We start from the raw sequence: 26,310 nt of genomic DNA on the forward strand, positions 1-26,310 counted from the left end.
GGATCATGGTCCCCGAACAGACCGGGGCCCATCATTGCACCCGGGCGAGCCGTGGAGGAGACACCGGTGGCACTGCGTCTGGGCCCGCGCGAATTCGGCGCCGAGGAACTCGTCGTCATGGCGATCGTCAACCGCACCCCCGACTCCTTCTTCGACAGGGGCGCGACCTTCGCGGACGAGGCCGCCTTCGCCGCCGCCGACCGGGCGGTGGCCGAGGGCGCGGCGATCCTGGACATCGGCGGGGTGAAGGCGGGGCCGGGCGAGGAGGTCACCGTCGAGGAGGAGCTGCGCCGCACGGTGCCCTTCGTGGCGGAGCTGAGGAAGCGTCACCCCGGGGTCGTGATCAGTGTGGACACCTGGCGGCACGAGGTCGGCGAGGCGGTCTGCGAGGCCGGCGCCGACCTGTTGAACGACGCCTGGGGCGGGGTGGACCCGCAGCTGGCCGAGGTGGCCGCCCGGTACGACGTCGGGCTGGTCTGCACCCATGCGGGCGGGGCCGAGCCGCGCACCCGGCCGCACCGGGTCGGGTACGCGGACGTGATGGCCGACATCCTGGACGTCACGGTCGGCCTGGCCGAACGGGCGGTGGGGCTCGGGGTGCGGCGGGACGCGGTGATCATCGACCCGGGCCACGACTTCGGCAAGAACACCCGGCACTCGCTGGAGGCCACCCGCCGCCTGCCGGAGATGACCGCGACCGGCTTCCCGGTGCTGGTCTCGCTCTCCAACAAGGACTTCGTCGGCGAGACCCTGGACAAGCCGGTGGACGAGCGGCTGCTCGGCACCCTGGCCACCACGGCGGTCTCGGCCTGGCTGGGGGCGCAGGTCTACCGGGTGCACCAGGTCGCCGAGACCCTCCAGGTGCTCGACATGGTGGCCTCGATCCGCGGCACCCGGCCCCCGGCGGTGGCCCGCCGGGGGCTGGCGTGAGGAGGCGTCAGACCTCCTCCGCCGGGCGGCGGCTCTCCTCCAGGATCTTCAGCACGTCGTCGATCTCGTCGGTGACGTGGAAGAGCTCCAGGTCCCTCGGGTTGGCCTTGCCCTGGGCGATCAGGGTGTCCCGCAGCCAGTCCACCAGGCCGCCCCAGTAGGCCGAGCCGAAGAGGACCACGGGGAAGCGGGTGACCTTCTTGGTCTGCACCAGGGTGAGCGCCTCGAACAGCTCGTCCAGGGTGCCGAGCCCGCCCGGCAGCACCACGAAGCCCTGCGCGTACTTCACGAACATCGTCTTGCGGACGAAGAAGTAGCGGAAGTTCAGCCCGAGGTCGACGAACTCGTTCAGCCCCTGCTCGAAGGGGAGCTCGATGCCGAGCCCGACCGAGAGGCCGCCGGCCTCCGAGGCGCCGCGGTTGGCCGCCTCCATGGCGCCGGGCCCGCCGCCGGTGATGACCGCGTAGCCGGCCTCCGCCAGGGCCCGGCCGATGGCCACCCCGGCGGCGTACTCGGGCGAGTCGACCGGGGTCCGGGCGGAGCCGAAGACGCTGATCGCGGCCGGGAGTTCGGCCAGGGCGCCGAAGCCCTCGACGAACTCGGAGGTGATCCGCCAGACCCGCCACGGGTCGGTGTGCAGCCAGTCGGTCGGGCCGGTGGTGTCCAGCAGGCGCTGGTCGGTGGTGCCGGTGCCGACCTGGTCCCGGCGGAGCAGCACCGGGCCCTTGCGCTTCTCCGGCACGCTCTTCTTCTCGGTGTGCTCGTCGGATCCGTACGTGGTGTTCTCGTCTCCTGTGCCTGTCATGACGGAACAGTACGCCCGTTGATCCCCGATGTCGGGGAAAAACGGGCGGTACGCCCGGTGACGGTCAGTTGGCCGTGAGCCAGACCCGCAGCCGCTCCTCCACCTCGGCGATGGCGCTCAGCGAGCAGTGCTCGTCCCGCTTGTGGGCCTGGTTCGGGTCCCCCGGGCCGTAGTTGACGGCCGGGACGCCCAGCGCGGAGAACCGGGCCACGTCGGTCCAGCCGAACTTGGCGCGGGCCTGGCCGCCGACCGCCTCCAGGAAGGCCCGGGCGGCGGGCTGGTCCAGGCCGGGCAGCGCGCCGGGGGCGGTGTCGGTGACCTCGACGTCGTAGCCGGCGAACACCTCGCGCACGTGCGCGGCCGCCTCGGCCTCCGAACGGTCCGGCGCGTAGCGGAAGTTCACGTGCACCAGGCACTCGTCCGGGATGACGTTGCCGGCCACGCCGCCGCTGATCCGGGTGCAGTTGAGGCCCTCGCGGTACTCCAGGCCGTCGATCTCCACCCGGCGCGCCCGGTACTCGTCCAGCCTGCGGAGCACCTCGGCGGCCTTGTGGATGGCGTTGTCGCCCAGCCAGCTGCGGGCCGCGTGGGCGCGGGTGCCGGTGAGCTTCACGTCCGCCCGCAGGGTGCCCTGGCAGCCGCCCTCGACCATGGCGCCGCTGGGCTCCATCAGCACCGCGAAGTCGGCCGCCAGCCAGTCCGGGTGACGCTCCGCCAGGTGCCCGAGGCCGTTGTGCGCGGCCTCGATCTCCTCGCAGTCGTAGAACACGAAGGTGAGGTCGCGGTTGGGCTCGGTCAGGGTGGCGGCCAGCTTCAGCTGGACGGCCACGCCGGACTTCATGTCCGAGGTGCCGCAGCCGTAGAGCAGGTCGCCCTCGACCCGGGAGGGCACGTTGTCGGCGATCGGCACGGTGTCCAGGTGCCCGGCCAGCACCACCCGCTCGGCCCGGCCCAGCTGGGTGCGGGCCACCACGTTGTTGCCGTACCGGTCCACCCGCAGGTGCGGCAGGGCCCGCAGGGCGGTCTCGACCGCGTCCGCCAGCGGCCCCTCGGAGCGGCTCACGGACGGGAAGTCGACCAGCTGCGCGGTGAGCGCTCCGCCGTCGAGGGTGAGGTCGAGCTGCTGGGGCGCGGTGGCGTCGGAGCTGGTCATGCCCGTCAGCGTAGTGGGGGCCGCGCAACCGCGGGCACCGCACAGCCGTCCGAGTGGGTACGGTGTCCGGGCGGATCGGCGAGGAGAGGACGGGACCTGTGGCGGAGACTACGACCGAGGAGACGGCGGGCCGTCGGCGGCGGCCGGTGCGCCGGGTGCTGATCGGGCTGACCGTGCTCGCGATCGTGGGCGGCGCCGTGGTCTACCTCAACAAGGACACCCTGATCCCGCCGCAGGAGGGCTGCAAGGTGGCCACCGCCTCCGGCCAGGGGCAGCTGGAACTGGCGCAGGCGGCCAACGCGGCCACCATCTCCGCGGTGGCGCTCTCCCGCGGGCTGCCCGAACGGGCCGTCACCATCGCGCTGGCCACCGCGATGCAGGAGTCGAAGCTCTACAACCTGGACGGCGGGGACCGCGACTCGGTCGGGCTGTTCCAGCAGCGGCCGTCCCAGGGCTGGGGCACCGTGCAGCAGATCAAGGACCCGGTGTACGCCACCAACAAGTTCCTGGACGGCCTGGTGAAGGTGAACGGCTACGCCCGGATGCCGCTCACCGACGCGGCCCAGGAGGTGCAGCGCAGCGGCTTCCCGCAGGCGTACGCCAAGCACGAGACCAACGCGACGCTGCTGGCCTCGGTGCTCACCGGCCGCGAGGCGGCCGCGCTCAGCTGCGTGGTGCACGATCCGGCGAAGACCGCCGCCGCGGCCTCGCTCGGCGACGACGGCAAGCCGCTGCCCGGCCCGGCCGACCGGGCCCGGCGGGAGTTCGGGAAGCTGGTCACCACCACTCCTGCGGCCCCGGCCGCCAAGGACCCGCGCACGGTGCTGGCGCTCTCCCCGCAGTCCGGGCCGACGCAGCGGCAGACCGGCTGGGCGCTGGCCCAGTGGGCGGTGTCGCAGGCGGCCGACCTCGGGATCGGCCAGGTCGCCTTCGACGGGAAGGTCTGGCGGGTGGACCGGCCCACCGAGGGCTGGCAGGCGGCCGGCGGCGAGGCGGCCGGGGCCGAGAAGGTGCTGGTCACCCTGGGCACCAAGGCCGGGGATTGACGCACTGGTGAGCCAGTACCGGCCGACCGGGTGATTCGCGTCAACCCCGGTGGACGGTGCGGGCCGCACCGGAGCACCTCCGGACGGACGGTGGGCCACGGCGCCCCTTCCCTTGCGGGAGGGGCGCCGTGACGTTTCGTCACCTCCCCGCGGGCCGGGGCGAAATGTCCTGAATGCCGGAAAGAGGATCGTCCGATCTTTGCCAACCCTTGACCTTGGCCCGGCGAAACCTTCTCGGCCCTGCAGCGGTAATAACGTCGTCCGCCCGACGGACGACCCCTGGCGCCCCGAACACCCGACCCATGCCGGGGGACCACCTCTCAGAGCAGGAGCACCATGTCTCGTCCCCTCACGCGCCGGATCGCCCAGGCCGCGCTCCTCGTCGCCGCCGCCGCGACCCCGCTGGCCGCCGCCGGCGCGGCGTCCGCCGCCGACCTGCTGCCGAAGACCGACCTGGGGGCCGGCCTGAGCCAGCTCGACAACCCGAACAACACCCTCCAGGGCGCCACCCACGACGCCGGCGTGGCCGCCGCCGACACCACCGCCGCCACCGTGCAGACCGGCGTGCCGGCCTCCGCCGACGTGGCCGGCAAGGCCGTCGCGGGCGCGCTGCCCGACGCCGACCAGGCGCTCGGCAAGGTGGCCGGCCCGGCCGCCAAGACCACCGAGACGGCCGGCACCCTGGCCGCCGTGGCCGGCAAGGCCACCCCGATGCTGGTCGACCGCCTGGCCCCCGCCGTCACCGACAAGGTGCCGCACCTGCCCGGCTCCCCCGCCGCCGCCAACCGCTCGCTGCCGGGTACCGGCCTCCCGCTGAGCGACCTCGCCTCGGGCTCGCTGACCGGCACCGCCGCCAGCGCGCTGCCGACCGGCGGCGTGCCGGACCTCGGCCAGGTCACCCAGCACCTCCCCGGCGGCCTGGGCCACCTGGTGCCGGACACCGGCAAGCTCCCGGTGGACACCCAGGACCCGACCGACCACTCCAACCGGCTCGGCGGCGCCCCGGACCTGGGCGGTGCCACCGGCGCGCTCGGCCCGGTGGGCGGCCTGCTCGGCGGCGGCCTGCCGCTGCTCGGCGGCTGACGCTCCGCCAGGACGCCGGAAGGGGCGCGCACTCCGTGGAGTGCGCGCCCCTTCCCGTACCGCCGGCTCAGCGCTTGAGGCGCTCCACCGCCGAGGCCACCCGCTCGTCGGTCGCGGTGAACGCGACCCGGACGAACTCGGCCCCGGCCGGCCCGTAGAAGTCACCGGGCGCCACCAGGATGCCCAGCTCCGCCAGTTCGGCCACCGTCTCCCAGCACGGCCGCCCCTGGGTCGCCCAGAGGTAGAGGCTGGCCTCGGAGTGCTCGATCCGGAAGCCGTACCCCTCCAGCGCCGCCCGCAGCGCCGAACGCCGGGCCGCGTACCGGCCCCGCTGCTCCTCGACGTGGGCGTCGTCGGCCAGCGCGGCGGCGGTGGCCGCCTGCACCGGGGCGGGCACGATCATGCCGCCGTGCTTGCGGACCTCCAGCAGCTCCTTGACCACCACCGGGTCACCGGCCACGAAGGAGGCCCGGTACCCGGCCAGGTTGGAGCGCTTGGAGAGCGAGTGCACCACGAGCAGGCCCTCGTGGTCCCCGCCGCAGACCGCCTGGTCCAGCACCGAGACCGGCTCGGCCTCCCAGCCCAGCTCCAGGTAGCACTCGTCGCTGACCAGCAGCACCCGGTGCTCCCGGGCCCAGGCCACCGCGGCCCGGAGCTGATCGGCCGTCAGCACCCGGCCGGTCGGGTTGGAGGGCGAGTTGAGCCAGAGCAGCCGGACCCGGGAGGGGTCGAGCTCGTCCAGCTCGCCGTACTCGACCGGCTCGGCGCCGCAGAGCCGGGCGCCCACCTCGTAGGTCGGGTACGCCAGCTTGGGGTAGGCGACCTGGTCGCCCGGGCCGAGGCCCAGCTGGGTCGGCAGCCAGGCCACCAGCTCCTTGGAGCCGACGGTCGGCAGGATCGCCTCCGGGCCGATCTCGGCCCCGAGGCGGCGGCGCAGCCAGCCGGCGATGGTCTCGCGCAGCTCCACCGGGCCCCAGACGGTCGGGTAGCCGGGGGTGTCGGTGTGGGCGGCCAGCGCCTTCTGGATCAGCTCGGGCACCGGGTCGACGGGGGTGCCCACGGAGAAGTCGCAGAGCCCGTCCGGGTGCGCCAGGGCCGTCCGCTTGTACGGCTCCAGCTTGTCCCAGGGGAAGACGGGCAGCAGGTCGGAGACGCGGCGCGCCGCCCCCGGGTGGCCCGGGAGCGGCGCGTGCGTGCTGTCGTTGCTCACAGCTGGTCGGCCACCGATCAGTGGTCGGCGTTCTGCGGCGGGAGGGCCGCGATGAACGGGTGGTCCGAGTCGATGACACCCAGCTTCGAGGCACCACCGGGCGAACCGAGGTCGTCGAAGAACTCGACGTTCGCCTTGTAGTAGTCCTTCCACTCCTCCGGGGTGTCGTCCTCGTAGAAGATCGCCTCGACCGGGCAGACCGGCTCGCAGGCGCCACAGTCGACGCACTCATCCGGGTGGATGTAGAGCGAGCGCTTGCCCTCGTAGATGCAGTCAACCGGGCACTCTTCGATGCACGCCTTGTCCTTGACGTCGACACAAGGCTGCGCGATGACGTAAGTCACGCTGTCGTTCCTCCTCGGTTGGGCAGTTGCCCAAACTATTGGCTTGTGCGCGGGTGAGCGCGGCGTCGTCGATGCCCGCCCCTAGTATCGCGGGTCAGAGACAGCAAATGCACAGGAGGTGCCATTGATGACGGGTGGAGCCACCGCCGGAGGCCGTCCCGAAGTCCGCCTGGACGGCTCTGACGTGGGACGACGCGTCTCCGTGCGCCGTCTTTCGGAGGTCGTGGACGACCGGCCGGTGTTCCGCGATGTGATCGGCGTGCTCACTTCCTGGGACAGTGAGGGGATCACCGTGGTACCGCGCGACGGCGGTGCGGTGACGATCCCCCAGCAGCTGCTGGTGGCCGGGAAGCCGGTGCCGCTCTTCCCGGCCCGCCGGAGCCCACTGCCCGTCAGTTCCCCCGTGGAGCTGCAGCGGACCGCCGCCCGGGGCTGGCCCGCGGTCGAGCAGGAGCCGCTGGGCGAGTGGACCCTGCGGGCCTCCTCCGGCTTCACCCGGCGGGCCAACTCGGTGCAGGCGCTCGGCGACCCCGGCCTGCCGCTGCCGGAGGCGCTGGCGGCCGTGGACCGCTGGTACGCGGCGCGCGGACTGCCCGCGTACGTCGAGGTCTCGGTGCCCGGCTCGCCCGACGGGCTGGCCGATGAGCTGGCCCGCAGCGGGGCCGAGCTGGCACCCACCCTGGTCCGCACCGCTCCGCTGGCCGGGCTGGTGAGGCTCGGTCAGGGCCACGACCGGGTGCGGCTGGCGCGCACCGCGGACGCCTCCTGGCTCTCCCGCTACCGCCGGGTCGGCGACGACCCCGCGCTGGAGAGGGCCGCCCACCAGGTGCTGCACGGCGGGCCCTCGGTCTGGTTCGCCACCGTGCCGGGGCCGGAGGGCAGCGGGCCGCTGGCGATCGGACGGTGCGTCATCGACGGGCCCTGGGCCTGCTTCGGAGCCGTGGAGGTCGCCCCCGGGGCGCGCCGCTCCGGGCTGGCCACCACGGTGATGGCGGTGCTCGCGGCCCGCGCCGCGGAGGAGGGCGCCACCGGCGGCTACCTCCAGGTCGAGGCCGAGAACGCGGGCGCGATCGCCCTCTACGACCGTCTGGGCTTCACCACCAGTCACACTTACCACTACGCCCGCCTGCCCCGGCGGTAGCGTCACCGGAGAGTGTGGACTGTTGACCGAACAGAGCCGTGCACGTTTCCGCGCCGAGGCCAGGGCCGACCAGCCCGACCCGGTGCTGCTCTGCGTGCTCGCCGCCGCCGAGCACATCCTCGCGCCCTCGGCCGAGACCCCGGAACCACCTGCCCTGGACGAGCTGGTGGCGGCCTGTCAGGCCGCCCTCGACCGGCACGCCGCCGCCGTCCGGCTGGCCGTCGCCGAGCGCGCCCCCGGCACCCCGGACGAGGTGGCCGCGCTGCTCGCCGCCGTGCTCGGCGGCCGGGAACGCTTCCACGGCCGCCCGGCCGACTACCGGCGGCTGGAGTCCTCGCTGCTGCCGGACGTGCTGCGGCGGCGGCGCGGCCTGCCGATCATGCTCTCGCTGGTCTGGCAGGCCGTCGCCCGGCGGGCCGGGCTGACCGTCCACGGCATCGCCCTGCCCGGGCACTTCATCGTCGCGGTGGGCGGGCCGGGCGGCGGCGAGGAGTACGTGCTGGCCGACCCGTACCACGGCGGGCGGCTGCTCGACCTCCCCGACGCGGCCCAGCTGACCCGGGCCGCCGGCCACCACTTCTCCCCCGAACTCCTCAGCCCCGCCGCCCCGTTGGACACCGTCCACCGGGTCCTCGGCAACATCCGCAGCTGGGCCGCCGACCGCCCCGAACACGCCCGTACCCAGCTCTGGGCCACCGAGCTCGCCCTGCTGCTCCCCCGCCACCCCGCCCAGCTCCGCCTGGAACGCGCCGAACTCCTGGTCCGCACCGGCGACTTCCTCTCCGGGGCGGCCGAGATGGACGCCTACGCGGAGATCCTCGACACCTTCGACCCCAAGGCCGCCGCCCGCACCCGCCACGAGGCCCGCGCCGCCCGCCACCGCCTCAACTGACCGAAATCCCCTGGCCCGCCCGGCCCGGCACCCCCTAGGGTCCCCTCGTGACCGATGCGAACGTGCGGGCCGTGCCCGACTGGTGGGGTTCCGTGCGGAGCATCCCCGCGGGCGGCTGGGTGCTGCTGCTGGTGCTCCACCTGGTGGTGATCGTCCTGGTGGACACCCTGTTCCTGGCCGGGAGCTTCACCGCGGTGCTGCTGCTGGGCGCCCTGGTGGCCGCCGGCGCCTGGTACGCCGGGCTCCGCGTCCTGCACGCGCGGCACGGGGCGGTTCCGGACCTCCGGCGGCTCCCGCTGCTCTGGGCCTGGCTGGTGCTGCTGGACATCACCGGCCTGCTGAACCTGCGGTTCGACGCCGACGTCCTCGTCCCCGGGTACCTGCCGGCCGTGGCGAGCCTCGCCGACCTCGCCCTGCGGTACGTCTTCGCGCTGCTGCCGATGGTGGTCCTGCTCGACGGGCGCGGCCCGCTGCGCGCGGTGCGGCTGCTCCACCGCTCCTGGCGGACCGTGGTGCCGGTGGCGCTGGTGGTGGTGCTCGGCTTCCTGAGCGAGCAGGTCGTCCAACTGGTCCTGGTGACCGCGACGACGGGCTACCAGCGGCCGGACGGGTTCGTGGCGCTGATGGTCGGCAACCTCGTGTTCAGTACCCTCCGCGCGGTCCTCACCACGGCGGTCCTGTACACCACCTACCGCCTGGCCACCGCCGACGAGCCCCTCCCCGCCTGACCCCTCGTCAGAGCCAGCCCTTCTCCCGGGCCAGCCGCACGGCCTCCGCCCGGTTGCGGGTCGCGGTCTTCTGGATCGCCATCGACAGGTAGTTGCGCACCGTCCCCTCGGACAGGTGCAGCCGGGCCGCGATCTCGGAGTTGAGCGCCCCGTCGGCCGCCGCCGCGAGCACGTCGCGCTCACGGGCGGTCAGCGGGTTGGCGCCCTCGGCCAGGGCGGCGGCGGCCAGGACCGGATCGATGACCCGTTCGCCGCGGAGCACCCGGCGGACCGCCTCGGCCAGTTCGGCGGCGGGGGCGTCCTTCACCAGGAAGGCGTCCGCCCCGGCCTCCATCGCCCGGCGCAGGTAGCCGGGCCGCCCGAAGGTGGTGGCGATGACGATCCGCACCCCCGGCGCGGCCTTCCGCACCGCCGCGGCCGCCTCGATCCCGGTCATCCCGGGCATCTCGATGTCGAGCACGGCGACCTCGACCTGGTGCTCCGTCACCGCCGCGACCACCTCGTCGCCGCGCGAGACCTGCGCGACCACCTCGATGTCGCCCTCCAGCGAGAGCAGCGCCGCCAGCGCCTCCCGCACCATCCCCTGGTCCTCGGCCAGCAGCACCCTGATCACCCGGGCACCTTATCGGCCACCGCCCGCAGCGGCACCGAGGCCCGCAGCCGGTAGCCCCTGCCCCGCTCGCCGGGCCCGGTCTCCAGCCTGCCGTCGACCAGGGCCAGCCGCTCCCGCAGGCCCGAGAGGCCGTTGCCCGCCGAGGACTTGCCGGGGCCGCGGCCGTTGTCGGTGACGGTGAGGACGGCGTAGCGGGTGCCGTCCTCGGCCCAGCTCTCGTCCAGGGTGACGGTGCACCGGGTGGCGCCCTCGCCGTGCCGGACCACGTTGGTGACCGACTCGCGCAAGGCCCAGGCCAGCACGCCGGCCTCCTCGCCGTCCAGGCCGGGGCGCGGGTCACCGATCGCCGGGTCGGCCTCCAAACGGATCTGAGCGGCCGTCAGGGCGGTTCGGGCGGCGGAGAGTTCGACCGGGAGGGTGGGGCGGCGGTAGCCGCCGACAGCCTCCCGGACGTCGGTCAGCGACTGCCGGGCGACCTGCTCGATCTCGGTGAACTGGGCCCGCCCGGCCTCCTCCCGGCCGGCGTCCATCAGCCGCCCGCCGAGCTGGGCCTTGATGGTGATCAGGGAGAGCGAGTGGCCCAGCAGGTCGTGCAGGTCGCGGGCCATCCGCAGGCGCTCCTCGGCGACCGCGAGGTGGGCCACGGTGGCCCGGGCCTCCCGGAGTTCACGCATGGTGGTGACCAGCCGCTGGAGCCCGACCATGGCCAGGCCGCTGAGGAAGCAGGGCAGCAGGATGGCGGCCAGGGTGCCGTGCTCGGCGTGGACCAGCAGGGCCGTCGCCAGCGCCAGCAGGGTGACCGCGCCGACCCCGTACATGCCGTACCTGGGCGGCAGCACCGCGCCGAAGCAGACCGAGGTGTACGTGAACAGGGTCAGCCAGGCCTCCCCCAGCCCGAAGGAGGTGGCCACCGCGAGCGCCAGCATGGTGCCGGCCACCGGGAGGCCGATCCACCAGCGGTCGTGGGCCAGCGAGCGGACCGCGACCATGCCCAGGTAGGCGGTGAGGAAGACGGCCAGCGCGCACCAGCCGAGCACCTTCCCGGTGGTGGTGTGCTCGTCGCCGAGCAGGTCCTCCACCGGGTAGTACAGGTAGATCATCCACAGCGACATCCAGCAGATCTTGACGACCAGTTGGCGCAGGTTGTCCACCGGTGCGCCCGGGACGACGCGGAACTCCCCGCCCCCTCCGGTCCGTTCGGTACCGGCGCGGGAGGTGGCGGGGAGCTGCTTCGGCATGGGCGACATCATGCCTGCTTGGTGTCCTTGCGGTAGAGGTGCGCGGCGGCGGCCACGAAGACCACCAGGAAGCCGGCCAGCCCGGCGGCCGCCCCGAGGTCGAAGCCGTGGCCCGGCTGCACGAAGGTGGCCAGCTGGTTGTAGAGGTAGACCGGGTTGAAGCGGGCGAAGGACTCCAGCGAGCCGCCGACCGGGAACCAGGTGCCGCCGAGCAGCGCCATCAGCATGTAGACGATCATCACGATCGGCTGCACCGCGTCCGGCTGGGCCGCGTAGCCGAGGGCCACGCCGAGCGCGGCGAAGACGAAGCTGCCCGCCCAGAGCGCGAGCGCCAGGCCGGCCCACTGGGGGGCGGAGAGCGAGACGCCCTCGACCGCGCCGATCGCGAAGACCACCACGATCGCGGGCAGTGTGGTCACCGCACAGGAGGCGATCTTGGCGATGGTGTACGCCCGGCCGGGCAGCGCGGTGAGCCGCAGTTGGCGGACCCAGCCGCTCTTGCGCTCCAGCGAGATCCGCTGGGCACTGCCGGTGAGCACCGCGCCGACGGAGCCGAAGGTGGCCATCGAGACCATGAAGTAGGTCTTCACCTGCATGCCGTTGGCCAACGGGGAGGTGCCGTAGGCGTTGATGAAGAAGACGTAGAGCAGGGCCGGGTAGAGCACCGTGAACATCAGGTACCGCTTGTTCCGCAGGGTGCGCAGGATCTCCAGCTGGATCAGGGTGTTCATCGCGCACGCTCCTCGGAGGCGTCGGCCTCGCCGGTGATGGTCAGGAAGGCCTGCTCCAGGCCGAGGCCGGTGACCTCCAGGGCCCGGGGGTAGAAGCCGGCCCGGTAGAGGGCGGCCACGCCGGCGTCGGCGTCGGTGGTGCGGATCCGGACCACCCGGACGCCGTCCGGACGGACCGTCAGGTCCAGTCCCACGGTGCCCGGCAGGGCGCGCAGCACCGCCTCCTCGACCGGGCCGTCCGCGGGGTGCAGCTCGCAGGAGATCCGGCGGGCGCCGGCCTTGGCCTTGATCTCGGCGGCGGTGCCGTCGGCGATCAGCCGGCCCCGGTGCAGCACCAGCACCCGGTCGGCGATGGAGTCCGCCTCCTCCAGGTAGTGGGTGGCGAAGAGCACGGTGCGCCCGGCCTCGGCCTCGGCCCGCATGGCGGCCCAGAACTGCTGACGGACCGACACGTCCATCCCGGTGGTGGGCTCGTCCAGCACGATCAGGTCGTTGGCCCCGGCGATCGCCAGGGCGAACCGGACCCGCTGCTCCTGGCCGCCGGAGAGCTTGTCCACCTTGCGCTCGGCCAGCTCGGTGATCCCGGCCCGCTCCATCACCTGCTCGGGGCGGTGGCCGCGGGGGTGCACCTCGCAGGCGAACCTCACCAGCTCGCGGACCTTCACCTCGCCCAGCAGGCCGCCGCTCTGCAGCATGGCGCCCACCCGGCCGGTCTCGATGGCCGCCCGGGGGCTGCCGCCGAACAGCGAGACGCGGCCGGCGTCCGGCTCCCGCAAGCCGAGCAGCAGGTCCAGGCTGCTGGACTTGCCCGCCCCGTTCGGCCCCAGCAGGGCCACCGTCTCCCCGGGCCGCAGCACCAGGTCCAGGCCGTCCACCGCCTTGACGGTGCCGTAGCTCTTGCTCACCTGCCGGAAGGCGGCCACCTCGGTGGCCGTCTCTGTCGCGGTGCTCATCGCGCTTCCCTCTCTCCCCGTTCCCTCTGACTCCTCAAGAGTCGCGAAAACGGCGGAGCACGGGCAGTGCGGTGCGTCGGGTGTTCCGCATGACAGCTGTCATGCGGAACACCCGACGGTCCGTCACGTCCGTCAGAGCGACTTCTTCAAGAAGTCGACCTGGAACAGCATGAGGTTCTCCGCGACCTCCTCCTGCGGGGTCATGTGGGTGACCCCGGAGAGCGGCAGCACGCTGTGCGGGCGGCCGGCGGCCAGCAGGGCGGAGGAGAGCCGCAGGGTGTGCGCGGCCACCACGTTGTCGTCGGCCAGGCCGTGCACCAGCAGCAGCGGGCGCTCCAGCTTGGCCGCGTCGCCGGTCAGGGTGTTGGCCTCGTACACCTCGGGGCGCTCGTCGGGGTGCCCGAGGTAGCGCTCGGTGTAGTGGGTGTCGTAGAGCCGCCAGTCCGTCACCGGGGCACCGGAGACGGCGGCGTGGAAGACGTCCGGGCGGCGCAGCACCGCGAGCGCGGCCAGGTAGCCGCCGTAGGACCAGCCGCGGATGCCGACCCGGCCGAGGTCCAGCGGGTACGTCCCGGCGAGCGCCCGGACGGCGTCCACCTGGTCCTCCAGGGTGGCCCCGGCGAAGTCGAAGGCGATCGCCTTCTCCCACTCCGGGCTGCGGCCCGGGGTGCCCCGGCCGTCCGCCACGACCACCGCGAAGCCCTGGTCGGCGAACCACTGCGAGGTCAGGTGCGGGTTCTGCGACCGCGCCACGCGCTGGCCGTGCGGGCCGCCGTACGGGTCCATCAGCACGGGGAGCAGGCCGTCCCGCTCGCGGTCGTAGCCGGTCGGCAGGAAGACCGCGCAGGGGATGCGGCGCTCCCCGGCGAAGACGAACTCGGGCCGGGCGGTGAGCACCGGGGTCTCCGCGTACGAGGCGACGGTGGCCACCGTCTCGCCGCCGCGCAGCACCTCGACCCGGGCCCCGTGCCAGGAGGGGTCGGCGGAGAGCAGCACCGTGACGTCGCCGCCGCGGACGGCCGAGACCACCCCGGCGGTGCCGAGCCGGGTCAGGCCGGTGCCGTCGGGGGCGACCTCGAAGGTGCCGATCCACCCCGGCTCCGCGGAGTCGTCGGCGGGGCCGCCGGAGGCGGTGAAGAGGATCGTCTCGTCCACCGAGAGCACCGCACGTACGTGCAGTCGGGCGTCGGACAACGTCAAGTCGCCCGCCACCAGGGCCCGGACGCCGTCCTGGTCGGCGATCCGCACCAGCCGGCCGTCGGCCGTCCGGGACGGGGAGCCGTCGAACAGGTCGAGCCAGACCTCGTCCCGCTCGGCCAGCTCGGTGCTGGTGGCGCCGGTGGCCTGGTCGACCGTCAGGTAGCGCTGGGAGCGCTGGCTCCGGGCCTGCACCAGCAGGGTGAGGGCCGTGGCGGACCAGTGCACCCGGGCCAGGTACGGCTCCTCGGCGCCGTCCCAGCCGACCTGGGTGCGGCTGCCGTCCAGGCCGAGCAGCCAGAGGCCGACCTCGGCGTTGGCGGTGCCGGCCCGGGGGTAGGCCACCTCGGCCGGGACGGCGTCCGGGTTGGCCGGGTCGGCGATCCACCAGCGGGCCACCGGGGCCTCGTCGGCCCGGGCGGCCAGCAGCCGGTCACCGGCCGGGGACCACCAGAAGCCGCGGTCCCGGTCCATCTCCTCCTGGGCGATGAACTCGGCCTGACCCCACGTCACCCCGTCCCGCTCGGGGGTGGCCAGCGCGCGGTCCCCACTGCCGTCGGCGGCGGTCACCCGCAGCTCGCCGGCGGTGTTCGCGTACGCCACCAGGGTGCCGTCCGGCGAGAGGCGCGGGTCCAGCACCGGGCCCTCGGCGGGCAGCTCGCGCGGCGCCCCGCCGCCGGCCAGGTCCACCACGAAGAGGCGGCCGGAGAGCACGAAGGCGGCCAGCGCACCGGAGCCGTCCAGGGAGTAGCCGACGATGCCCGCCGAACCTTCCCGGCTGCGCTCGCGGCGGGCCTTCTCGGCCGCCGAGAGGTTCTCCTCACCGCCGCCGAGCAGCTCCACCGGGTCGGCGGCGATCCGCTCCTCACCGGTGGCCGGGTCCAGGGTCCAGAGCAGGTTGGCGCGCTCGGCGCCGCCCTTGGCACGCAGGAAGACGACCCGGGAGCCGTCCGGTGCGACGGCGAACGACCGGGGGGCGCCGACCGTGAACCGCTGGGTGCGCGCGTACTGGCGAGGGAAGGTTTCAGTGCTCATGGCACGAACTCTAAGGCCACACGAACAACCGTCATCACCCGTTCGGCGCAGCGCCCGTGACCTGCCGTCAAGCGGCTCGTGGGCTGCTCCCACCGGCCCGGATGCCGATCTTGGGGGCTCGTGCGCAGCCATGCGGACTCACGGAAAGTAATGCAGTGCTCACCGATCGGGTATCCCTTGAGTCATCACGTCCCCTGCCGTCCTGTCCCCGGGGCGGCACACCCGAGAAAGGGTGTGAGCCTGATGGCTCTGTCCATCTCCGCAGCCGTGCTGATGCTGGTCATCGTCGTGGTGCTGATCCGCCGGTCCGGCCTGAAGCTGGCGCACGCGATCGTCTGCGCACTGCTCGGCTTCTACCTCGCCTCCAGCTCGATCGCCCCGTCGATCCAGCAGGTCACCAGCAACGTGGCCGGGATGATCAACGGCCTGAAGCTCTGAGGGCCCGGTCGGGGCTCGGGGCGGGCGGAGATCGGTAGGCTCCTGCGCATGACCGCTGTCTCCGACCGGCCCGGGCGCCGGCTGCTGCTGGTGCACGCGCACCCCGACGACGAGTCGATCGGGAACGGCGCCACCATGGCCCGGTACGCCGCCGAGGGGGCCGGGGTCACGCTGGTGACCTGCACGCTCGGCGAGGGCGGCGAGGTGATCCCGCCGGAGCTGGCGGACCTGACGGCGGACCGGACCGACCGGCTGGGCGAGTACCGGATCGGCGAACTGGCCGCCGCCATGCGCGAGCTGGGCGTCACCGACCACCGCTTCCTGGGCGGCCCCGGCCGGTACCGGGACTCCGGGATGATGGGCCTGCCCGAGAACGACCGGCCGGACTGCTTCTGGCAGGCCGACCTGGACGAGGCGGCCGGCCACCTGGTCGCGGTGGTCCGCGAGGTCCGGCCGCAGGTGCTGGTCACCTACGACGAGCAGGGCGGCTACGGGCACCCCGACCATGTCAAGGCCCATCAGGTCGCGATGCGGGCCCACGAGTTGGCGGCCGATCCCGGCTGGCGCCCGGAGCTGGGCCCGGCCTGGCGGATCGCCAAGGTGTACTGGAACCGGATGCCCCGCCCGGTGATCGAGGCCGGACTGGCCGCCGTCGCCGCCGCCCGCCCCTTCCCCGGGGTGGCCGAGCCGGGCGACGTGCCCGGAGTGGTCGACCCCGGGCTGGTCACCACCGTGCTCGACGGTGCGGCGCACGCCGGGGTGAAGGCGGCCGCGATGGCGGCGCACGCCACCCAGATCACCGTCAAGGGCGAGTGGTTCGCCCTCAGCAACGACCTCGGGCAGCCGCTGGTGGCCACCGAGTACTACCAGCTGGTCCGCGGTGAGCCCGGACCCGAGCGGCCGGAGACCGACCTGTTCGCCGGTCTGGAGGCGCAGCGATGAGCACCCCCGCCGAGAACACCGCCACCGCGAAGGCCCCGTCCGTGCGCGGCCTGCCCGCCCGGGTGCTCGGCAGCCGCGGCGGGCGGCTGGCGGAGGCCCAGCCGTCGCGCGGGGCCCGGGTGGTGGCCTACCTGGTGCTGCTGGTGCTCGGGGCGGCGGTCTCGCTGGCGGGCTGCTTCGTGCAGGCGCTCTGGCCGCCGGCCGGCCTGCTGCTGGCACTGGCCGCCACCTGGGCGGTCTTCTACGGCGGCCTGCGGGTGACCGGTACCAAGCTGGGGGCCGGGGCGCCGCTGGTGGGCTGGTTCCTGGTGCTGCTGGTGCTGATGGCGCCCCGCCCGGAGGGCGACTTCGTGCTCGCCGCCTCCTTCACCTCCTACGCCTACCTCTTCCTCGGCGCGGTCTCCGGAGTGGTCTGCGCGACCCTCCCGACCCGGGGCGGCTTCGGTCTCCTGAACCCGTGACGGCACGTCAGGGCACCCTCCGGGGCGCCCCCTCTGCCGGAGATGCCCGACCTGTCCGCGGGACCGCACAGTATGGTGGTGCCGCGACAGGAGGTCTGAGGTCCGCCTGCGCAACTGGTGTCGGAGGGTCACTCGGCCGGGCCGAGGTCCCACAACCCGCGACCGCACGTCCCACACGCGCGGGCCGCGAACCCGGAGCAGAGCAGCATTGAGCAGCCGCGAACCTGACAGCGCGAACCCGTCGCCCCGGCACACCGGGCCGGACGCCTACCCGTCGGGCACCCCGCCCTACGGCACCGGCGTCCCGGGCGGCTTCGGCGCCGCCGACCCGTTCGGTGTGACGCCCGGTCAGCCCGCGGCCGCCCGGGCGGGCCGGGGCGAGCCCGAGGACGTCCCCAAGACCGAGACCACCCTCACCACCAGGGTCCGGATCAACATCCCGGGCTCCCGGCCGATCCCGCCCGTGGTGGTGCGCAGCGCGGTGAAGACCGAGCCCGCCGCTGCCGCCGCGCCCGAGGCGCCCAGCGGGCCGCGCCACCGCTCGGCCACCCCGTCCTCCCCCGTGCTCGGCGTGGTGGACTCGGCCGCCCCCGCCGGGACCCCGCCGAACCTCCCGCCGGAGTGGCGCCAGGAGCCGGCCACCGCCCCGGTGGACGGCGAGTCCACCGGCGAGTGGTTCCGGCCCCGGCAGAAGGGCGCCCCCGCCCCGGTCGCCGCCGGGGCGCCGCAGCCCGAGGCGGGCGCCCCGCGTCCGGGTGCGCGCCCGTCCGCGCCCCAGGCGGCACCGGGCGGCGCGCACCCCGCACCGTCGGGCGCACCGGCCTCGCCGTTCGCCCCCGCGGACCCCTTCGCCCCCGCCGACCCCTTCGGGGGCTCACCGGCCGCGGGGGCCCCGCGTGCTGACGACCCGTTCGCCGCGCAGCACCCGGGCGGCGGCTCGCCGTACGCGAACGACCCCTACGCCAACGACCCGTACGCGGCCCAGCAGGCCGGCGGGCCGCGCCCGCAGGGCGAGCCGGAGGACACCCAGATCGGCGGCTTCGACCCGGTCCGGGACGACTTCGACGCCTACCCGGCCGGCGAGGCCGCCATAGCCGCCGGCCCCACGGGTGCGGGTGCCGCCCAGGCCTCGCCGTACGGCCAGGCCGACCCGTTCGCCCCGGCCGACCCGTTCGCGGGCGCCCCCGGCGGGCAGGCCGGGCAGCCGGGCCGCACCGCACCGCATGACCCGTTCGCGGGCGCCCCCGCCGACCCCTTCGGCGGCCGCCCCGCCGGGCAGCCGGGCGGAGCTGACGCCCCGTCGGCCGGCCGCCCCGAGGGCCGCTTCGCCAACGTCCCGTACGAGCCCGCCGAGCCGTTCCCGGGCAACCGTCCCACCGGCCCCCTCGGCGCCTCCCGCCCGGGCGACCGGCCCGCGCCCGCCGCCGACCCGTTCGGCACCGCCCCGGCCGCCGGGCGGCCCGGGCCGGCCGACGACGCGGAGGAGGCCCCGGCCCAGGAGGCCGCAGAGCCCAAGGCCGCCAAGCCCAAGCCCAAGGCCGCCGCCAAGCCCGCCCCCGCCCCGCGCGGCAAGGCCGGGAAGCTCGCCACCTACGCCGTCGGCGGCGTGCTGTTCGCCGGCGCCGCCGCGTACGGCACCGGTCTGATGCTCAACCAGGCCGACATCCCCCGGGGCACCACGGTGCTCGGCACCGACATCGGCGGGGACACCCGCGACCAAGCGGTGACGGCGCTGGACTCCTCGGTGGCCAAGACCGGCCAGAAGCCGCTCAAGCTCAAGCTCGGCGACCAGACCGTGGATCTCGACCCGGTGACCGCCGGTCTGGCCTTCGACACCACCGCGACGGTGGACGGGCTGACCGACCACACCTACAACCCGGTCGATGTGATCGGTTCGCTGGCCGGCGGCAGCAAGGCCGTCGAGCCGCAGGTGAAGGTGGACCGGGCCAAGCTGAAGGCCGCGCTGGAGGGCCTCGGCGCCAAGACCAGCCAGGGCCTCCAGGAGGGCGTGGTCCGCTTCACCGCCGACGGCAAGGCCGAGGTCGTGCCCGGCCGGGCCGGGCAGACCGTGGACGCCAACGCCGCGATGGACAAGGTCGAGCAGGCCTACCGCGCCAGGGCCGCCGGGCAGCCCGACGCCGAGCTCTCGGTGCCGGTGACGGCCGCCCAGCCCAAGGTCTCCCCCGAGGCCCTCCAGGCGGCCGCCGACGGCCTCGGCAAGCAGGTGCTGGCCGGGAACGTCACGGTGCAGGCCGGCGGCAAGACCTGGAACTTCGGGAAGGCCACCGCCGCCAAGGTGCTCACGCTGGCCCCGGACGCCTCCGGAAAGGTCGCGCTCAGCTGGGACCTGGCCGAGCTGGAGAAGGCGCTGAACGGCACCTTCGACCGGGTGAAGACCAAGAAGAACGGCGCCTCGGTGGCCATCACCGCGCAGGACGTCGCCGACGGCATCGCCTCGGTCCTGGACAAGACCGCCACCAAGGACCGGACGTACAAGTTCGCCTGAGGCAGGGCCAGTTGAGGCGGCGCGGGGCCGGTACCGGATGATCCGGTACCGGCCCCGCGGCATTTACGACCCCCGGCCCCGGCGGCGAAAACTCGCCAGTGGCGTGAATTTGCCAGCAACCGTGCGTGACAACACCCCCCGTTGATTTGGGCCGTTGGACCCCAAATTCCCCGTAGCCCTCAACAAAGCGGTAGCGTCCGATTATCGGACATGCAATTTCACTGGACATTCGCGGACAGAGCAACCAAAACGGACACCCTGTCTACGCGCATCACATTCCCGAACAGAGGAACGGTCCGTCCTGATACCGGAGTTGCGAAGCTCGGGTTACGGACGCGTGAACGTTACTTGTGGTGCTATGTCCGGTTTGTGCCGTATCGCTGAACGCTTGTCAAGGTGTCTGGAACTACGAAGTGGTTGATATTCCAACACGAAGCAAGAAATGCACGGCCAGCAACTGGGGAACTCTTGACGTTCGATAAACGACTTGCAAGAGTCCGTGCGATCACCTTTTTGCAGCCGCTACACCCCGGGCGGGAGCTCCAGCACCATGACTAACCCCACCAAGGCCACGGCCGAGGCCGACACCGTAGGGACGGCCGACACCATCGCGCCGACCGCGAAGTCGGCCACGACGTTCAAGGGCCTGTCCCCGAGGACCATCAGCTGGCGGCGCTTCAAGCGCGACCGCACCGGCGTGGTCTCGGCGTTCATCGTGGCGTTCTTCGTCCTGGTGGCGCTGTGCGCCCCGCTGATCTCGATGATCTACGGCAAGGACCCGTACACCCTGTACGGCCAGGACGACCCGAGCCTGCTGAACGACTACGGCTTCCCGGTCGGCGCCAACGGCGGCATGAGCGGCGACTTCTGGTTCGGCCTGGAGCCCAAGCTCGGCCGTGACGTCCTGATGCAGCTGGTCTACGGCATCCGCACCTCGCTGCTGATCGCCCTGATCGCGACCCTGCTCTCCACCGCGATCGGCGCCATCATCGGCGTCGCGGCCGGCTACCTCGGCGGCAAGACCGACTACCTGGTCGGCCGGGTGATCGACGTGCTGCTCGCCTTCCCGTCCACCCTGTTCTTCATCGCCTTCACCCCGGTGCTGTTCGCGGCCTTCTACAAGCCGGACGAGAACATCCCGCCCTTCGCCCGCGCCGTGGTGCTGGTGGCCGTCCTGGTGATCTTCGGCTGGGCCGGCCTGGCCCGACTGATCCGCGGCACCGCCCTGGCCTTCCGTGAGCGCGAGTTCGTCGAGGCGGCCCGGGTCACCGGTGCCTCGCCGGCCCGGATCATCTTCAAGGAACTGCTCCCCAACCTGTGGACGCCGATCCTGATCCAGGCCACGCTCTCCCTCCCCGCCCTGGTGACCGCCGAGGCCGCACTCTCCTTCCTCGGCGTCGGCATCATCGAGCCGACCCCGGACTGGGGCCGGATGATCGCGGCCGGTACCGACGTCTACCAGGACGACATCACATATCTGATCTTCCCCGGGGCCTCGCTGGTGATCTTCGTGCTCGCCTTCAACCTCCTCGGGGACTCGGTCCGGGATGCACTCGACCCGAAGACCAAGCGCTGACGCAGCGTCGCCAAGGCGCTGAACACTCTCAAAAAGTTGAGCAACCGCACACCTCGGCAGCCGCCGCGGCCGTGCTGACCAGCCGGTTAACCGACAGGCAGGACGACATGATTTCTCGCAAGACCCTCCAGGCGGCCGCAGCAGTCGTGGCCGTCGGCACCCTGACCCTCACCGCCTGCTCCAGCGGCGGTGGCGGCGGCAAGACGGACGGCAAGTCCTCGCCCTCCGCCTCGAAGTTCAACGAGCACCCGAACATCGTGGTCGGCACCGCCGCCGACTCCCAGGGTCCGGCCAAGCCGGTCGAGGGCGCCAAGGCCGGCGGCACGGTCAAGAACATCGAGCGTGACGACTACGAGCACCTCGACCCGGCCCAGGTGTACTCCAACACCGGCTCCAACTTCTCCCTGCTGATCACCCGTGGCCTCACCGGCTACAAGCAGGAGGGCAACACCGTCAAGCTGGTCGGCGACCTCGCCACCGACACCGGTGTCGCGAGCGACGGCGGCAAGACCTGGACCTTCAAGCTGAAGGACGGCGTCAAGTGGGAGACCGGCGACGCGATCACCTCGGCTGACGTCAAGCACTCGATCGAGCGCTCCTTCGCCCCCTTCATCACCCAGGGCGCGACCTACGTCCAGCGCTGGCTGACCGAGGAGGACTACCGCAAGGCCTACGCCGGCCCGTACGACGGCAAGCACCTCGACAACGTCACCACCCCGGACGAGAAGACCATCGTCTTCAAGTTCGCGAAGCCGCACGCCGACTTCAACTACGCGATGGCGATGACCACCTACGGTGTCGTCTCCCAGAAGGGTGACACCAAGGAGGAGTACGACAAGAAGCCGGTCTCCTCCGGCCCGTACAAGATCGTCAACCGGGTCACCGACAAGTCGCTGAGCCTCGAGCGGAACACCAACTGGGACGCGAAGACGGACCCGATCCGCCACGCCTACCCGGACAAGTGGAACTTCGAGTTCGGCTACCAGGCCATCCCGGCCACCGACAAGCTCCTCGCCGCCGACAAGGGCGAGGACGTCACCACCATGTCCTTCTACTCCGGTGTGGCCGGCGACCGCCTGCAGAAGGTGCTCGACGACGCCTCCCTGAAGGACCGTCTGGTCAAGGGCGAGAGCCCCTACGCCGACTACTACTACATCAACAACAAGAAGGTCACGGACCTGAAGGTCCGTCAGGCCCTCAACCACGCCTGGCCGCACCAGCAGATCCGCACCACGGAGGGTGGCCCGGCCACCGGCACCTACTCCACCACCCTGCTGAACCCGTCGGTCGCCGGCTTCCAGGACTACGACCTGTTCGGCAAGAAGGAGAAGCCGACCGGTGACCCGGAGAAGTCCAAGGCGCTCCTGAAGGAAGCCGGCAAGGAGAACTACAAGATCGTCTACGCGTACAACAACACGCCGAACCAGCAGAAGGTTTCGGTCGTGATCGAGGACGCGCTGAAGAAGGCCGGCTTCGACGTCGTCCTCAAGCCGATCGACACCAAGACCTGGTACGACGAGATCTCCAAGGTCGACAAGCAGTTCGACGTCTTCTGGGGTGGCTGGGGCGCCGACTGGCCGAACGCCTCCACCGTCCTCCCGGTGCTGTTCGACGGTCGCCTGATCCAGGACGGCTCGAACAACTACGCCAACTTCAACGACCCCGAGGTCAACGCCGAGATCGACCGGATCCTCGACCTGGCCGACCTGAACGAGCAGAACAAGGCGTGGGGCGCCCTGGACAAGAAGATCATGGAGAAGGCCGCCCTGATCCCCGGCATCCAGGAGAAGTTCTACATCCTGCACGGCTCCAAGATCGGTGGCGCGACCTACGACGCGCTGGGCAAGATCATCTCCCCGAACGACGTGTTCGTGAAGCAGTGATCACCGCCTGACCCGTAGTACCCCGTGGTGCCCGCCGCCCAGCGCGGCGGCGGGCACCACCGCCACCCACCCGGGTGGCACCACGCACCACAAGCCCCAGCCCGCCCCACCACGCCGGCCGCCGAACACCCCCCGTGCGGACCAGGCGTGACATGCGATCAGGAGATCCCGCTCCCATGTTCCGCTTCCTCGTGCGCCGGACACTAGGTGCGGCTGTGATCCTATTGATCATCAGCGCCATCACCTTCTTCCTCTTCTACGCGGTCCCGGCCGACCCCGCCCGGTCCTTCTGCGGCAAGACCTGCGACGCGAGCACCCTGGCGCAGATCAAGATCAACCTCGGGATGAACGAGTCGGTTCCGGCCCAGTACTGGCACTGGCTGGTCGGCATCTTCGCCGGCCGCGACTACGCCGCCTTCGGTGCCTGTGCCGCTCCGTGCCTCGGCTACTCCTTCGCCAACAAGGAGCCGGTGCTCGGCACCATCCTGGACCGCTTCCCGGCCACCATCTCGCTCACCCTGGGCGCTGTGGTCGTCTTCCTGATCGTGGGCGTCGGCGCGGGCATGCTGGCCGCGCACAAGCAGGGCACCATCATCGACAAGGCCGCGAGCTCCATCTCGCTGTTCTTCTCGTCGATGCAGATCTACTTCATCGGCACCGTGGCGATGTACTTCCTGGTCTTCAAGAACCAGATCTTCGACCAGCCGCACTACAACAACTTCAGTGACGGCATCGGCCCGTGGTTCTCCGGTCTGCTGCTGGCCTGGCTGGTGCTGGCCCTGATCTTCACCGCCAACTACACCCGCATGACCCGTTCCTCGATGATCGAGCAGCTCACCGAGGAGCACGTGCGGACCGCGCGGGCCAAGGGCATGTCCGGCCGCACCGTCTTCATGCGCTTCGCCTGGCGCGGTGCGATGGCCCAGATCGTCACCATCCTCGGCCTCGACCTGGGTTCGCTGCTCGGTGGCGCGATCATCACCGAGACCACCTTCAACATCCACGGCATCGGCAAGCTGTCCATCGCGGCGGTCGTCGACAACGACCTGCCGATGCTGATGGCGGTGGTCGTGGTGGCAGCGGCACTGATCGTCTTCTTCAACATCATCGTGGACGCCGTGTACGCCCTCATCGACCCCCGGATCCGTCTCGCATGAGCGCCATGAACCGCTCCGAGCACCGCACGACCCCACGAGGAGTACGCCCGTGACCACCCAGGCCAAGCCCCAGGCCGCCGCTGACCGGAGCGACAGCTCCGCCTTCCTCTCGGTCCGTGACCTCGCGGTCAAGTTCAAGACCGAGGACGGCATCGTCAACGCGGTGGACGGCCTCTCCTTCGAGGTCGAGAAGGGCACCACCCTCGGCATCGTCGGTGAGTCCGGCTCCGGCAAGTCCGTCACCAACCTGGCGATCCTCGGGCTGCACAACCCGGCCGTCACCACCATCACCGGCTCGATCCGGCTGGGTGACGACGAGCTGGTCGGGATGACCAACCGTCAGCTGGAGCCGCTGCGCGGCAACAAGATGGCGATGATCTTCCAGGACCCGCTGACCGCGCTGTCGCCGTACTACACCATCGGCCGGCAGATCGGCGAGGTCTACCGCAAGCACACCGGGGCCAGCAAGAAGGAGTCCCGGGACCGCGCCATCGAGATGCTGACCAAGGTCGGCATCCCGCAGCCGCAGACCCGGGTGGACGACTACCCGCACCAGTTCTCCGGCGGTATGCGCCAGCGCGCGATGATCGCCATGTCGCTGGTCTGCGACCCCGACCTGCTGATCGCCGACGAGCCGACCACCGCGCTCGACGTGACCGTCCAGGCCCAGATCCTGGACCTGCTGAAGGACCTCCAGCAGGAGTTCGGCACCGCGATCATCATGATCACCCACGACCTCGGCGTGGTCGCCCAGACCGCCCACAACGTGATGGTCATGTACGCCGGCCGGGCGGTCGAGCGCGGCACCGTGCGCGAGGTGCTGAAGGCCCCTCAGCACCCCTACACCTGGGGCCTGCTGTCCTCGATGCCGAGCCTGAGCGGCCCGCTGGACGTCCCGCTGACCCCGGTCCGCGGCACCCCGCCGAGCCTCATCAACCTCCCGACGGGCTGCCCGTTCAACCCGCGCTGCGACCACCGGGAGCAGGTCACCGGCGGCAAGTGCACCAGCGAGCGTCCCGCGCTCGCCCCCGCCACCGGCCACGCCACCGCCTGCCACCTCGCCGCGGCGCAGAAGCAGGACATCTTCATCAACCAGATCCAGCCGCGGCTCGGCTGAACGGGACGGCGATTCACATGAGCGACCAGATCACCCTCGACAAGCCCGAGGGCACCGCCGCCCCGACCGGCACGCCGCTGCTGGAGATCAAGGGCCTGGAGAAGCACTTCCCGGTCCACGGCGGCTTCCTGATCAAGCGCAAGGTCGGCGCCGTGCACGCGGTGGACGGCATCGACCTGACCGTGCACTCCAACGAGTCGGTCGGCCTGGTCGGCGAGTCCGGCTGCGGCAAGTCGACCCTCGGCCGGCTGGTCACCCGTCTGCTGGAGCCCACCGGCGGAAGCATCAAGTACCAGGGCCAGGAGATCGCCCACGCCAGCCGCAAGGCCATGGCGCCGATCCGGTCCGACATCCAGATGATCTTCCAGGACCCGTACTCCTCGCTGAACCCGCGTCAGACCGTCGGTGCCATCATCGGCGCGCCGATGGAGATCAACGGGATCGAGCCGGCCGGCGGCGTCCAGCGCCGGGTCCAGGAGCTGCTGGAGACCGTCGGTCTCAACCCGGAGCACTACAACCGCTTCCCGCACGAGTTCTCCGGCGGCCAGCGCCAGCGCATCGGCGTGGCCCGCGCGCTCTCGCTGAACCCGAAGCTGATCGTGGCCGACGAGCCGGTCTCCGCGCTCGACGTCTCGATCCAGGCCCAGGTCGTCAACCTGCTGCAGCAGCTGCAGAAGGACCTCGGCATCTCCTTCCTGTTCATCGCGCACGACCTCTCGATCGTCCGGCACTTCTCGCAGCGCGTCGCGGTGATGTACCTGGGCAAGATCGTCGAGATCGCGGACCGCAAGTCGCTGTACGAGAGCCCCCGGCACCCGTACACCCACGCGCTGCTCTCCGCCGTCCCGGAGGCCGACCCGGACGACGTCCGCGAGCGCATCCGGCTGACCGGTGACGTCCCGTCGCCGATCAACCCGCCGTCCGGCTGCCGCTTCCGCACCCGCTGCTGGAAGGCGCAGGACAAGTGCGCGACCGAGGAGCCGCCGCTGGTGCAGCTCTCCGGCAACGTGGACGGTCACCTGACCGCCTGCCACTTCCCGGAGGAGGGCTCCACCGCGGTGCCCGAGCCCCGGCTCGCCAAGGAGCTCTGACCCACACCGAAGGGCCCCTCCCCACCACGGGAAGGGGCCC

Annotated in this window: 24 protein-coding genes; 15 read left to right on the top strand and 9 right to left on the bottom strand. The window is 72.3% G+C overall.

All coding sequences use genetic code 11. From position 1 onward, the window contains the following. The first annotated feature begins 117 nt into the window (after positions 1 to 117). Positions 118 to 930: a dihydropteroate synthase gene (gene folP / locus ACIA8O_RS30375; RefSeq protein ID WP_396297206.1), complete on the top strand. Its 813-nt coding sequence runs from the start codon at positions 118 to 120 to the stop codon at positions 928 to 930. Positions 931 to 937: 7 nt separating this feature from the next. Here the strand turns inward: folP and ACIA8O_RS30380 are convergent, their stop codons facing one another. Next, positions 938 to 1,735 (bottom strand): TIGR00730 family Rossman fold protein, encoded by a 798-nt coding sequence (locus ACIA8O_RS30380; RefSeq protein ID WP_396297165.1) that lies wholly within the window; start codon positions 1,733 to 1,735, stop codon positions 938 to 940. A 64-nt stretch (positions 1,736 to 1,799) separates the two neighbouring features. Further along, positions 1,800 to 2,888 (bottom strand): succinyl-diaminopimelate desuccinylase, encoded by a 1,089-nt coding sequence (dapE, locus tag ACIA8O_RS30385; protein WP_396297166.1) that lies wholly within the window; start codon positions 2,886 to 2,888, stop codon positions 1,800 to 1,802. A gap of 98 nt (positions 2,889 to 2,986) precedes the next feature. Between dapE and ACIA8O_RS30390 the strand changes: the two genes are divergently transcribed. Together ACIA8O_RS30390 and ACIA8O_RS30395 are read left to right on the top strand one after the other, a co-directional pair. Then, complete coding sequence (locus tag ACIA8O_RS30390) at positions 2,987 to 3,934, top strand: hypothetical protein (RefSeq protein WP_396297167.1); 948 nt, start codon at positions 2,987 to 2,989, stop codon at positions 3,932 to 3,934. A gap of 336 nt (positions 3,935 to 4,270) precedes the next feature. Beyond that, positions 4,271 to 5,017, top strand: coding sequence for a hypothetical protein (locus ACIA8O_RS30395; RefSeq protein WP_396297168.1), 747 nt, complete (start codon positions 4,271 to 4,273; stop codon positions 5,015 to 5,017). A gap of 67 nt (positions 5,018 to 5,084) precedes the next feature. Here the strand turns inward: ACIA8O_RS30395 and dapC are convergent, their stop codons facing one another. Together dapC and fdxA are read right to left on the bottom strand one after the other, a co-directional pair. After that, the gene (gene dapC, locus ACIA8O_RS30400; RefSeq protein WP_396297169.1) at positions 5,085 to 6,227 is read right to left on the bottom strand and encodes a succinyldiaminopimelate transaminase; all 1,143 of its coding nucleotides are present in this window, start codon (positions 6,225 to 6,227) and stop codon (positions 5,085 to 5,087) included. Positions 6,228 to 6,244: 17 nt separating this feature from the next. Continuing rightward, positions 6,245 to 6,571, bottom strand: coding sequence for a ferredoxin (fdxA, locus tag ACIA8O_RS30405; RefSeq protein ID WP_345282199.1), 327 nt, complete (start codon positions 6,569 to 6,571; stop codon positions 6,245 to 6,247). Between the two features lie 202 nt (positions 6,572 to 6,773). Between fdxA and ACIA8O_RS30410 the strand changes: the two genes are divergently transcribed. Genes ACIA8O_RS30410 through ACIA8O_RS30420 form a run of 3 tightly spaced genes read left to right on the top strand, consistent with a single transcriptional unit; the run spans position 6,774 to position 9,332 of the window. Then, positions 6,774 to 7,712, top strand: a complete 939-nt coding sequence (locus tag ACIA8O_RS30410) for a GNAT family N-acetyltransferase (RefSeq protein ID WP_396297170.1) — start codon at positions 6,774 to 6,776, stop codon at positions 7,710 to 7,712. A 22-nt stretch (positions 7,713 to 7,734) separates the two neighbouring features. Further along, positions 7,735 to 8,604 carry a transglutaminase family protein gene (locus tag ACIA8O_RS30415; protein ID WP_396297171.1) on the top strand — a complete coding sequence of 290 codons (870 nt, stop codon included), beginning with the start codon at positions 7,735 to 7,737 and terminating at the stop codon, positions 8,602 to 8,604. A gap of 47 nt (positions 8,605 to 8,651) precedes the next feature. Continuing rightward, complete coding sequence (locus tag ACIA8O_RS30420) at positions 8,652 to 9,332, top strand: hypothetical protein (protein WP_396297172.1); 681 nt, start codon at positions 8,652 to 8,654, stop codon at positions 9,330 to 9,332. 7 nt (positions 9,333 to 9,339) lie between these two features. Here the strand turns inward: ACIA8O_RS30420 and ACIA8O_RS30425 are convergent, their stop codons facing one another. The 5 genes from ACIA8O_RS30425 to ACIA8O_RS30445 all read right to left on the bottom strand — a co-directional run bounded on the left by ACIA8O_RS30425 (position 9,340) and on the right by ACIA8O_RS30445 (position 15,099). Further along, entirely contained in the window at positions 9,340 to 9,912 is a 573-nt protein-coding gene (locus ACIA8O_RS30425) for a DNA-binding response regulator (RefSeq protein WP_396297207.1), read from the bottom strand. Between the two features lie 29 nt (positions 9,913 to 9,941). After that, on the bottom strand, positions 9,942 to 11,183 hold the full coding sequence (locus ACIA8O_RS30430) for a sensor histidine kinase (RefSeq protein WP_396297173.1): 1,242 nt from the start codon (positions 11,181 to 11,183) through the stop codon (positions 9,942 to 9,944). A gap of 8 nt (positions 11,184 to 11,191) precedes the next feature. Further along, a complete protein-coding gene (locus ACIA8O_RS30435; RefSeq protein ID WP_396297174.1) occupies positions 11,192 to 11,914 on the bottom strand; it encodes an ABC transporter permease in 723 nt (240 codons plus the stop codon). After that, positions 11,911 to 12,867, bottom strand: a complete 957-nt coding sequence (locus tag ACIA8O_RS30440; RefSeq protein WP_396297175.1) for an ABC transporter ATP-binding protein — start codon at positions 12,865 to 12,867, stop codon at positions 11,911 to 11,913. The genes ACIA8O_RS30435 and ACIA8O_RS30440 overlap by 4 nt, the downstream gene beginning before the upstream one ends. Positions 12,868 to 12,999: 132 nt before the next feature. Continuing rightward, the gene (locus ACIA8O_RS30445) at positions 13,000 to 15,099 is read right to left on the bottom strand and encodes an alpha/beta fold hydrolase (RefSeq protein WP_396297176.1); all 2,100 of its coding nucleotides are present in this window, start codon (positions 15,097 to 15,099) and stop codon (positions 13,000 to 13,002) included. Between the two features lie 243 nt (positions 15,100 to 15,342). Between ACIA8O_RS30445 and ACIA8O_RS30450 the strand changes: the two genes are divergently transcribed. From ACIA8O_RS30450 to ACIA8O_RS30490, 9 genes are all read left to right on the top strand, one after another. Further along, on the top strand, positions 15,343 to 15,537 hold the full coding sequence (locus tag ACIA8O_RS30450; protein ID WP_345282187.1) for a DUF2304 domain-containing protein: 195 nt from the start codon (positions 15,343 to 15,345) through the stop codon (positions 15,535 to 15,537). Positions 15,538 to 15,585: 48 nt separating this feature from the next. Beyond that, positions 15,586 to 16,479 (top strand): N-acetyl-1-D-myo-inositol-2-amino-2-deoxy-alpha-D-glucopyranoside deacetylase, encoded by an 894-nt coding sequence (gene mshB / locus ACIA8O_RS30455; protein WP_396297177.1) that lies wholly within the window; start codon positions 15,586 to 15,588, stop codon positions 16,477 to 16,479. After that, on the top strand, positions 16,476 to 16,940 hold the full coding sequence (locus ACIA8O_RS30460; RefSeq protein ID WP_396297178.1) for a DUF6113 family protein: 465 nt from the start codon (positions 16,476 to 16,478) through the stop codon (positions 16,938 to 16,940). Before mshB ends, ACIA8O_RS30460 begins: the two co-directional genes overlap by 4 nt. A 208-nt stretch (positions 16,941 to 17,148) precedes the next feature. After that, positions 17,149 to 19,446: a peptidoglycan binding domain-containing protein gene (locus ACIA8O_RS30465; RefSeq protein WP_396297179.1), complete on the top strand. Its 2,298-nt coding sequence runs from the start codon at positions 17,149 to 17,151 to the stop codon at positions 19,444 to 19,446. A 550-nt stretch (positions 19,447 to 19,996) separates the two neighbouring features. Further along, positions 19,997 to 21,022 carry an ABC transporter permease gene (locus ACIA8O_RS30470; RefSeq protein WP_396297180.1) on the top strand — a complete coding sequence of 342 codons (1,026 nt, stop codon included), beginning with the start codon at positions 19,997 to 19,999 and terminating at the stop codon, positions 21,020 to 21,022. A gap of 107 nt (positions 21,023 to 21,129) precedes the next feature. Further along, positions 21,130 to 22,905: an ABC transporter substrate-binding protein gene (locus tag ACIA8O_RS30475; RefSeq protein WP_396297181.1), complete on the top strand. Its 1,776-nt coding sequence runs from the start codon at positions 21,130 to 21,132 to the stop codon at positions 22,903 to 22,905. 176 nt (positions 22,906 to 23,081) lie between these two features. Next, positions 23,082 to 24,062, top strand: a complete 981-nt coding sequence (locus ACIA8O_RS30480; RefSeq protein WP_396297182.1) for an ABC transporter permease — start codon at positions 23,082 to 23,084, stop codon at positions 24,060 to 24,062. Positions 24,063 to 24,111: 49 nt separating this feature from the next. Further along, positions 24,112 to 25,179 (top strand): ABC transporter ATP-binding protein, encoded by a 1,068-nt coding sequence (locus ACIA8O_RS30485; RefSeq protein ID WP_396297183.1) that lies wholly within the window; start codon positions 24,112 to 24,114, stop codon positions 25,177 to 25,179. A gap of 17 nt (positions 25,180 to 25,196) precedes the next feature. Further along, a complete protein-coding gene (locus ACIA8O_RS30490; RefSeq protein WP_396297184.1) occupies positions 25,197 to 26,270 on the top strand; it encodes an ABC transporter ATP-binding protein in 1,074 nt (357 codons plus the stop codon). Positions 26,271 to 26,310 lie beyond the last annotated feature (40 nt).

It is taken from the genome of Kitasatospora sp. NPDC051853, from assembly GCF_044452665.1.
Lineage (GTDB): Bacteria > Actinomycetota > Actinomycetes > Streptomycetales > Streptomycetaceae > Kitasatospora.

Coding starts and splice junctions, on each gene's coding strand:
- ACIA8O_RS30480 (WP_396297182.1), top strand. CDS start 23,082: ATGTTCCGCTTCCTCGTGCGCCGGACACTAGGTGCGGCTGTGATCCTA.
- mshB (WP_396297177.1), top strand. CDS start 15,586: ATGACCGCTGTCTCCGACCGGCCCGGGCGCCGGCTGCTGCTGGTGCAC.
- ACIA8O_RS30460 (WP_396297178.1), top strand. CDS start 16,476: ATGAGCACCCCCGCCGAGAACACCGCCACCGCGAAGGCCCCGTCCGTG.
- folP (WP_396297206.1), top strand. CDS start 118: ATGGCGATCGTCAACCGCACCCCCGACTCCTTCTTCGACAGGGGCGCG.
- ACIA8O_RS30450 (WP_345282187.1), top strand. CDS start 15,343: ATGGCTCTGTCCATCTCCGCAGCCGTGCTGATGCTGGTCATCGTCGTG.
- ACIA8O_RS30490 (WP_396297184.1), top strand. CDS start 25,197: ATGAGCGACCAGATCACCCTCGACAAGCCCGAGGGCACCGCCGCCCCG.
- ACIA8O_RS30435 (WP_396297174.1), bottom strand. CDS start 11,914: ATGAACACCCTGATCCAGCTGGAGATCCTGCGCACCCTGCGGAACAAG.
- ACIA8O_RS30445 (WP_396297176.1), bottom strand. CDS start 15,099: ATGAGCACTGAAACCTTCCCTCGCCAGTACGCGCGCACCCAGCGGTTC.
- ACIA8O_RS30430 (WP_396297173.1), bottom strand. CDS start 11,183: ATGCCGAAGCAGCTCCCCGCCACCTCCCGCGCCGGTACCGAACGGACC.
- ACIA8O_RS30380 (WP_396297165.1), bottom strand. CDS start 1,735: ATGACAGGCACAGGAGACGAGAACACCACGTACGGATCCGACGAGCAC.
- ACIA8O_RS30440 (WP_396297175.1), bottom strand. CDS start 12,867: ATGAGCACCGCGACAGAGACGGCCACCGAGGTGGCCGCCTTCCGGCAG.
- ACIA8O_RS30395 (WP_396297168.1), top strand. CDS start 4,271: ATGTCTCGTCCCCTCACGCGCCGGATCGCCCAGGCCGCGCTCCTCGTC.
- ACIA8O_RS30470 (WP_396297180.1), top strand. CDS start 19,997: ATGACTAACCCCACCAAGGCCACGGCCGAGGCCGACACCGTAGGGACG.
- dapE (WP_396297166.1), bottom strand. CDS start 2,888: ATGACCAGCTCCGACGCCACCGCGCCCCAGCAGCTCGACCTCACCCTC.
- ACIA8O_RS30475 (WP_396297181.1), top strand. CDS start 21,130: ATGATTTCTCGCAAGACCCTCCAGGCGGCCGCAGCAGTCGTGGCCGTC.
- ACIA8O_RS30425 (WP_396297207.1), bottom strand. CDS start 9,912: ATGGTGCGGGAGGCGCTGGCGGCGCTGCTCTCGCTGGAGGGCGACATC.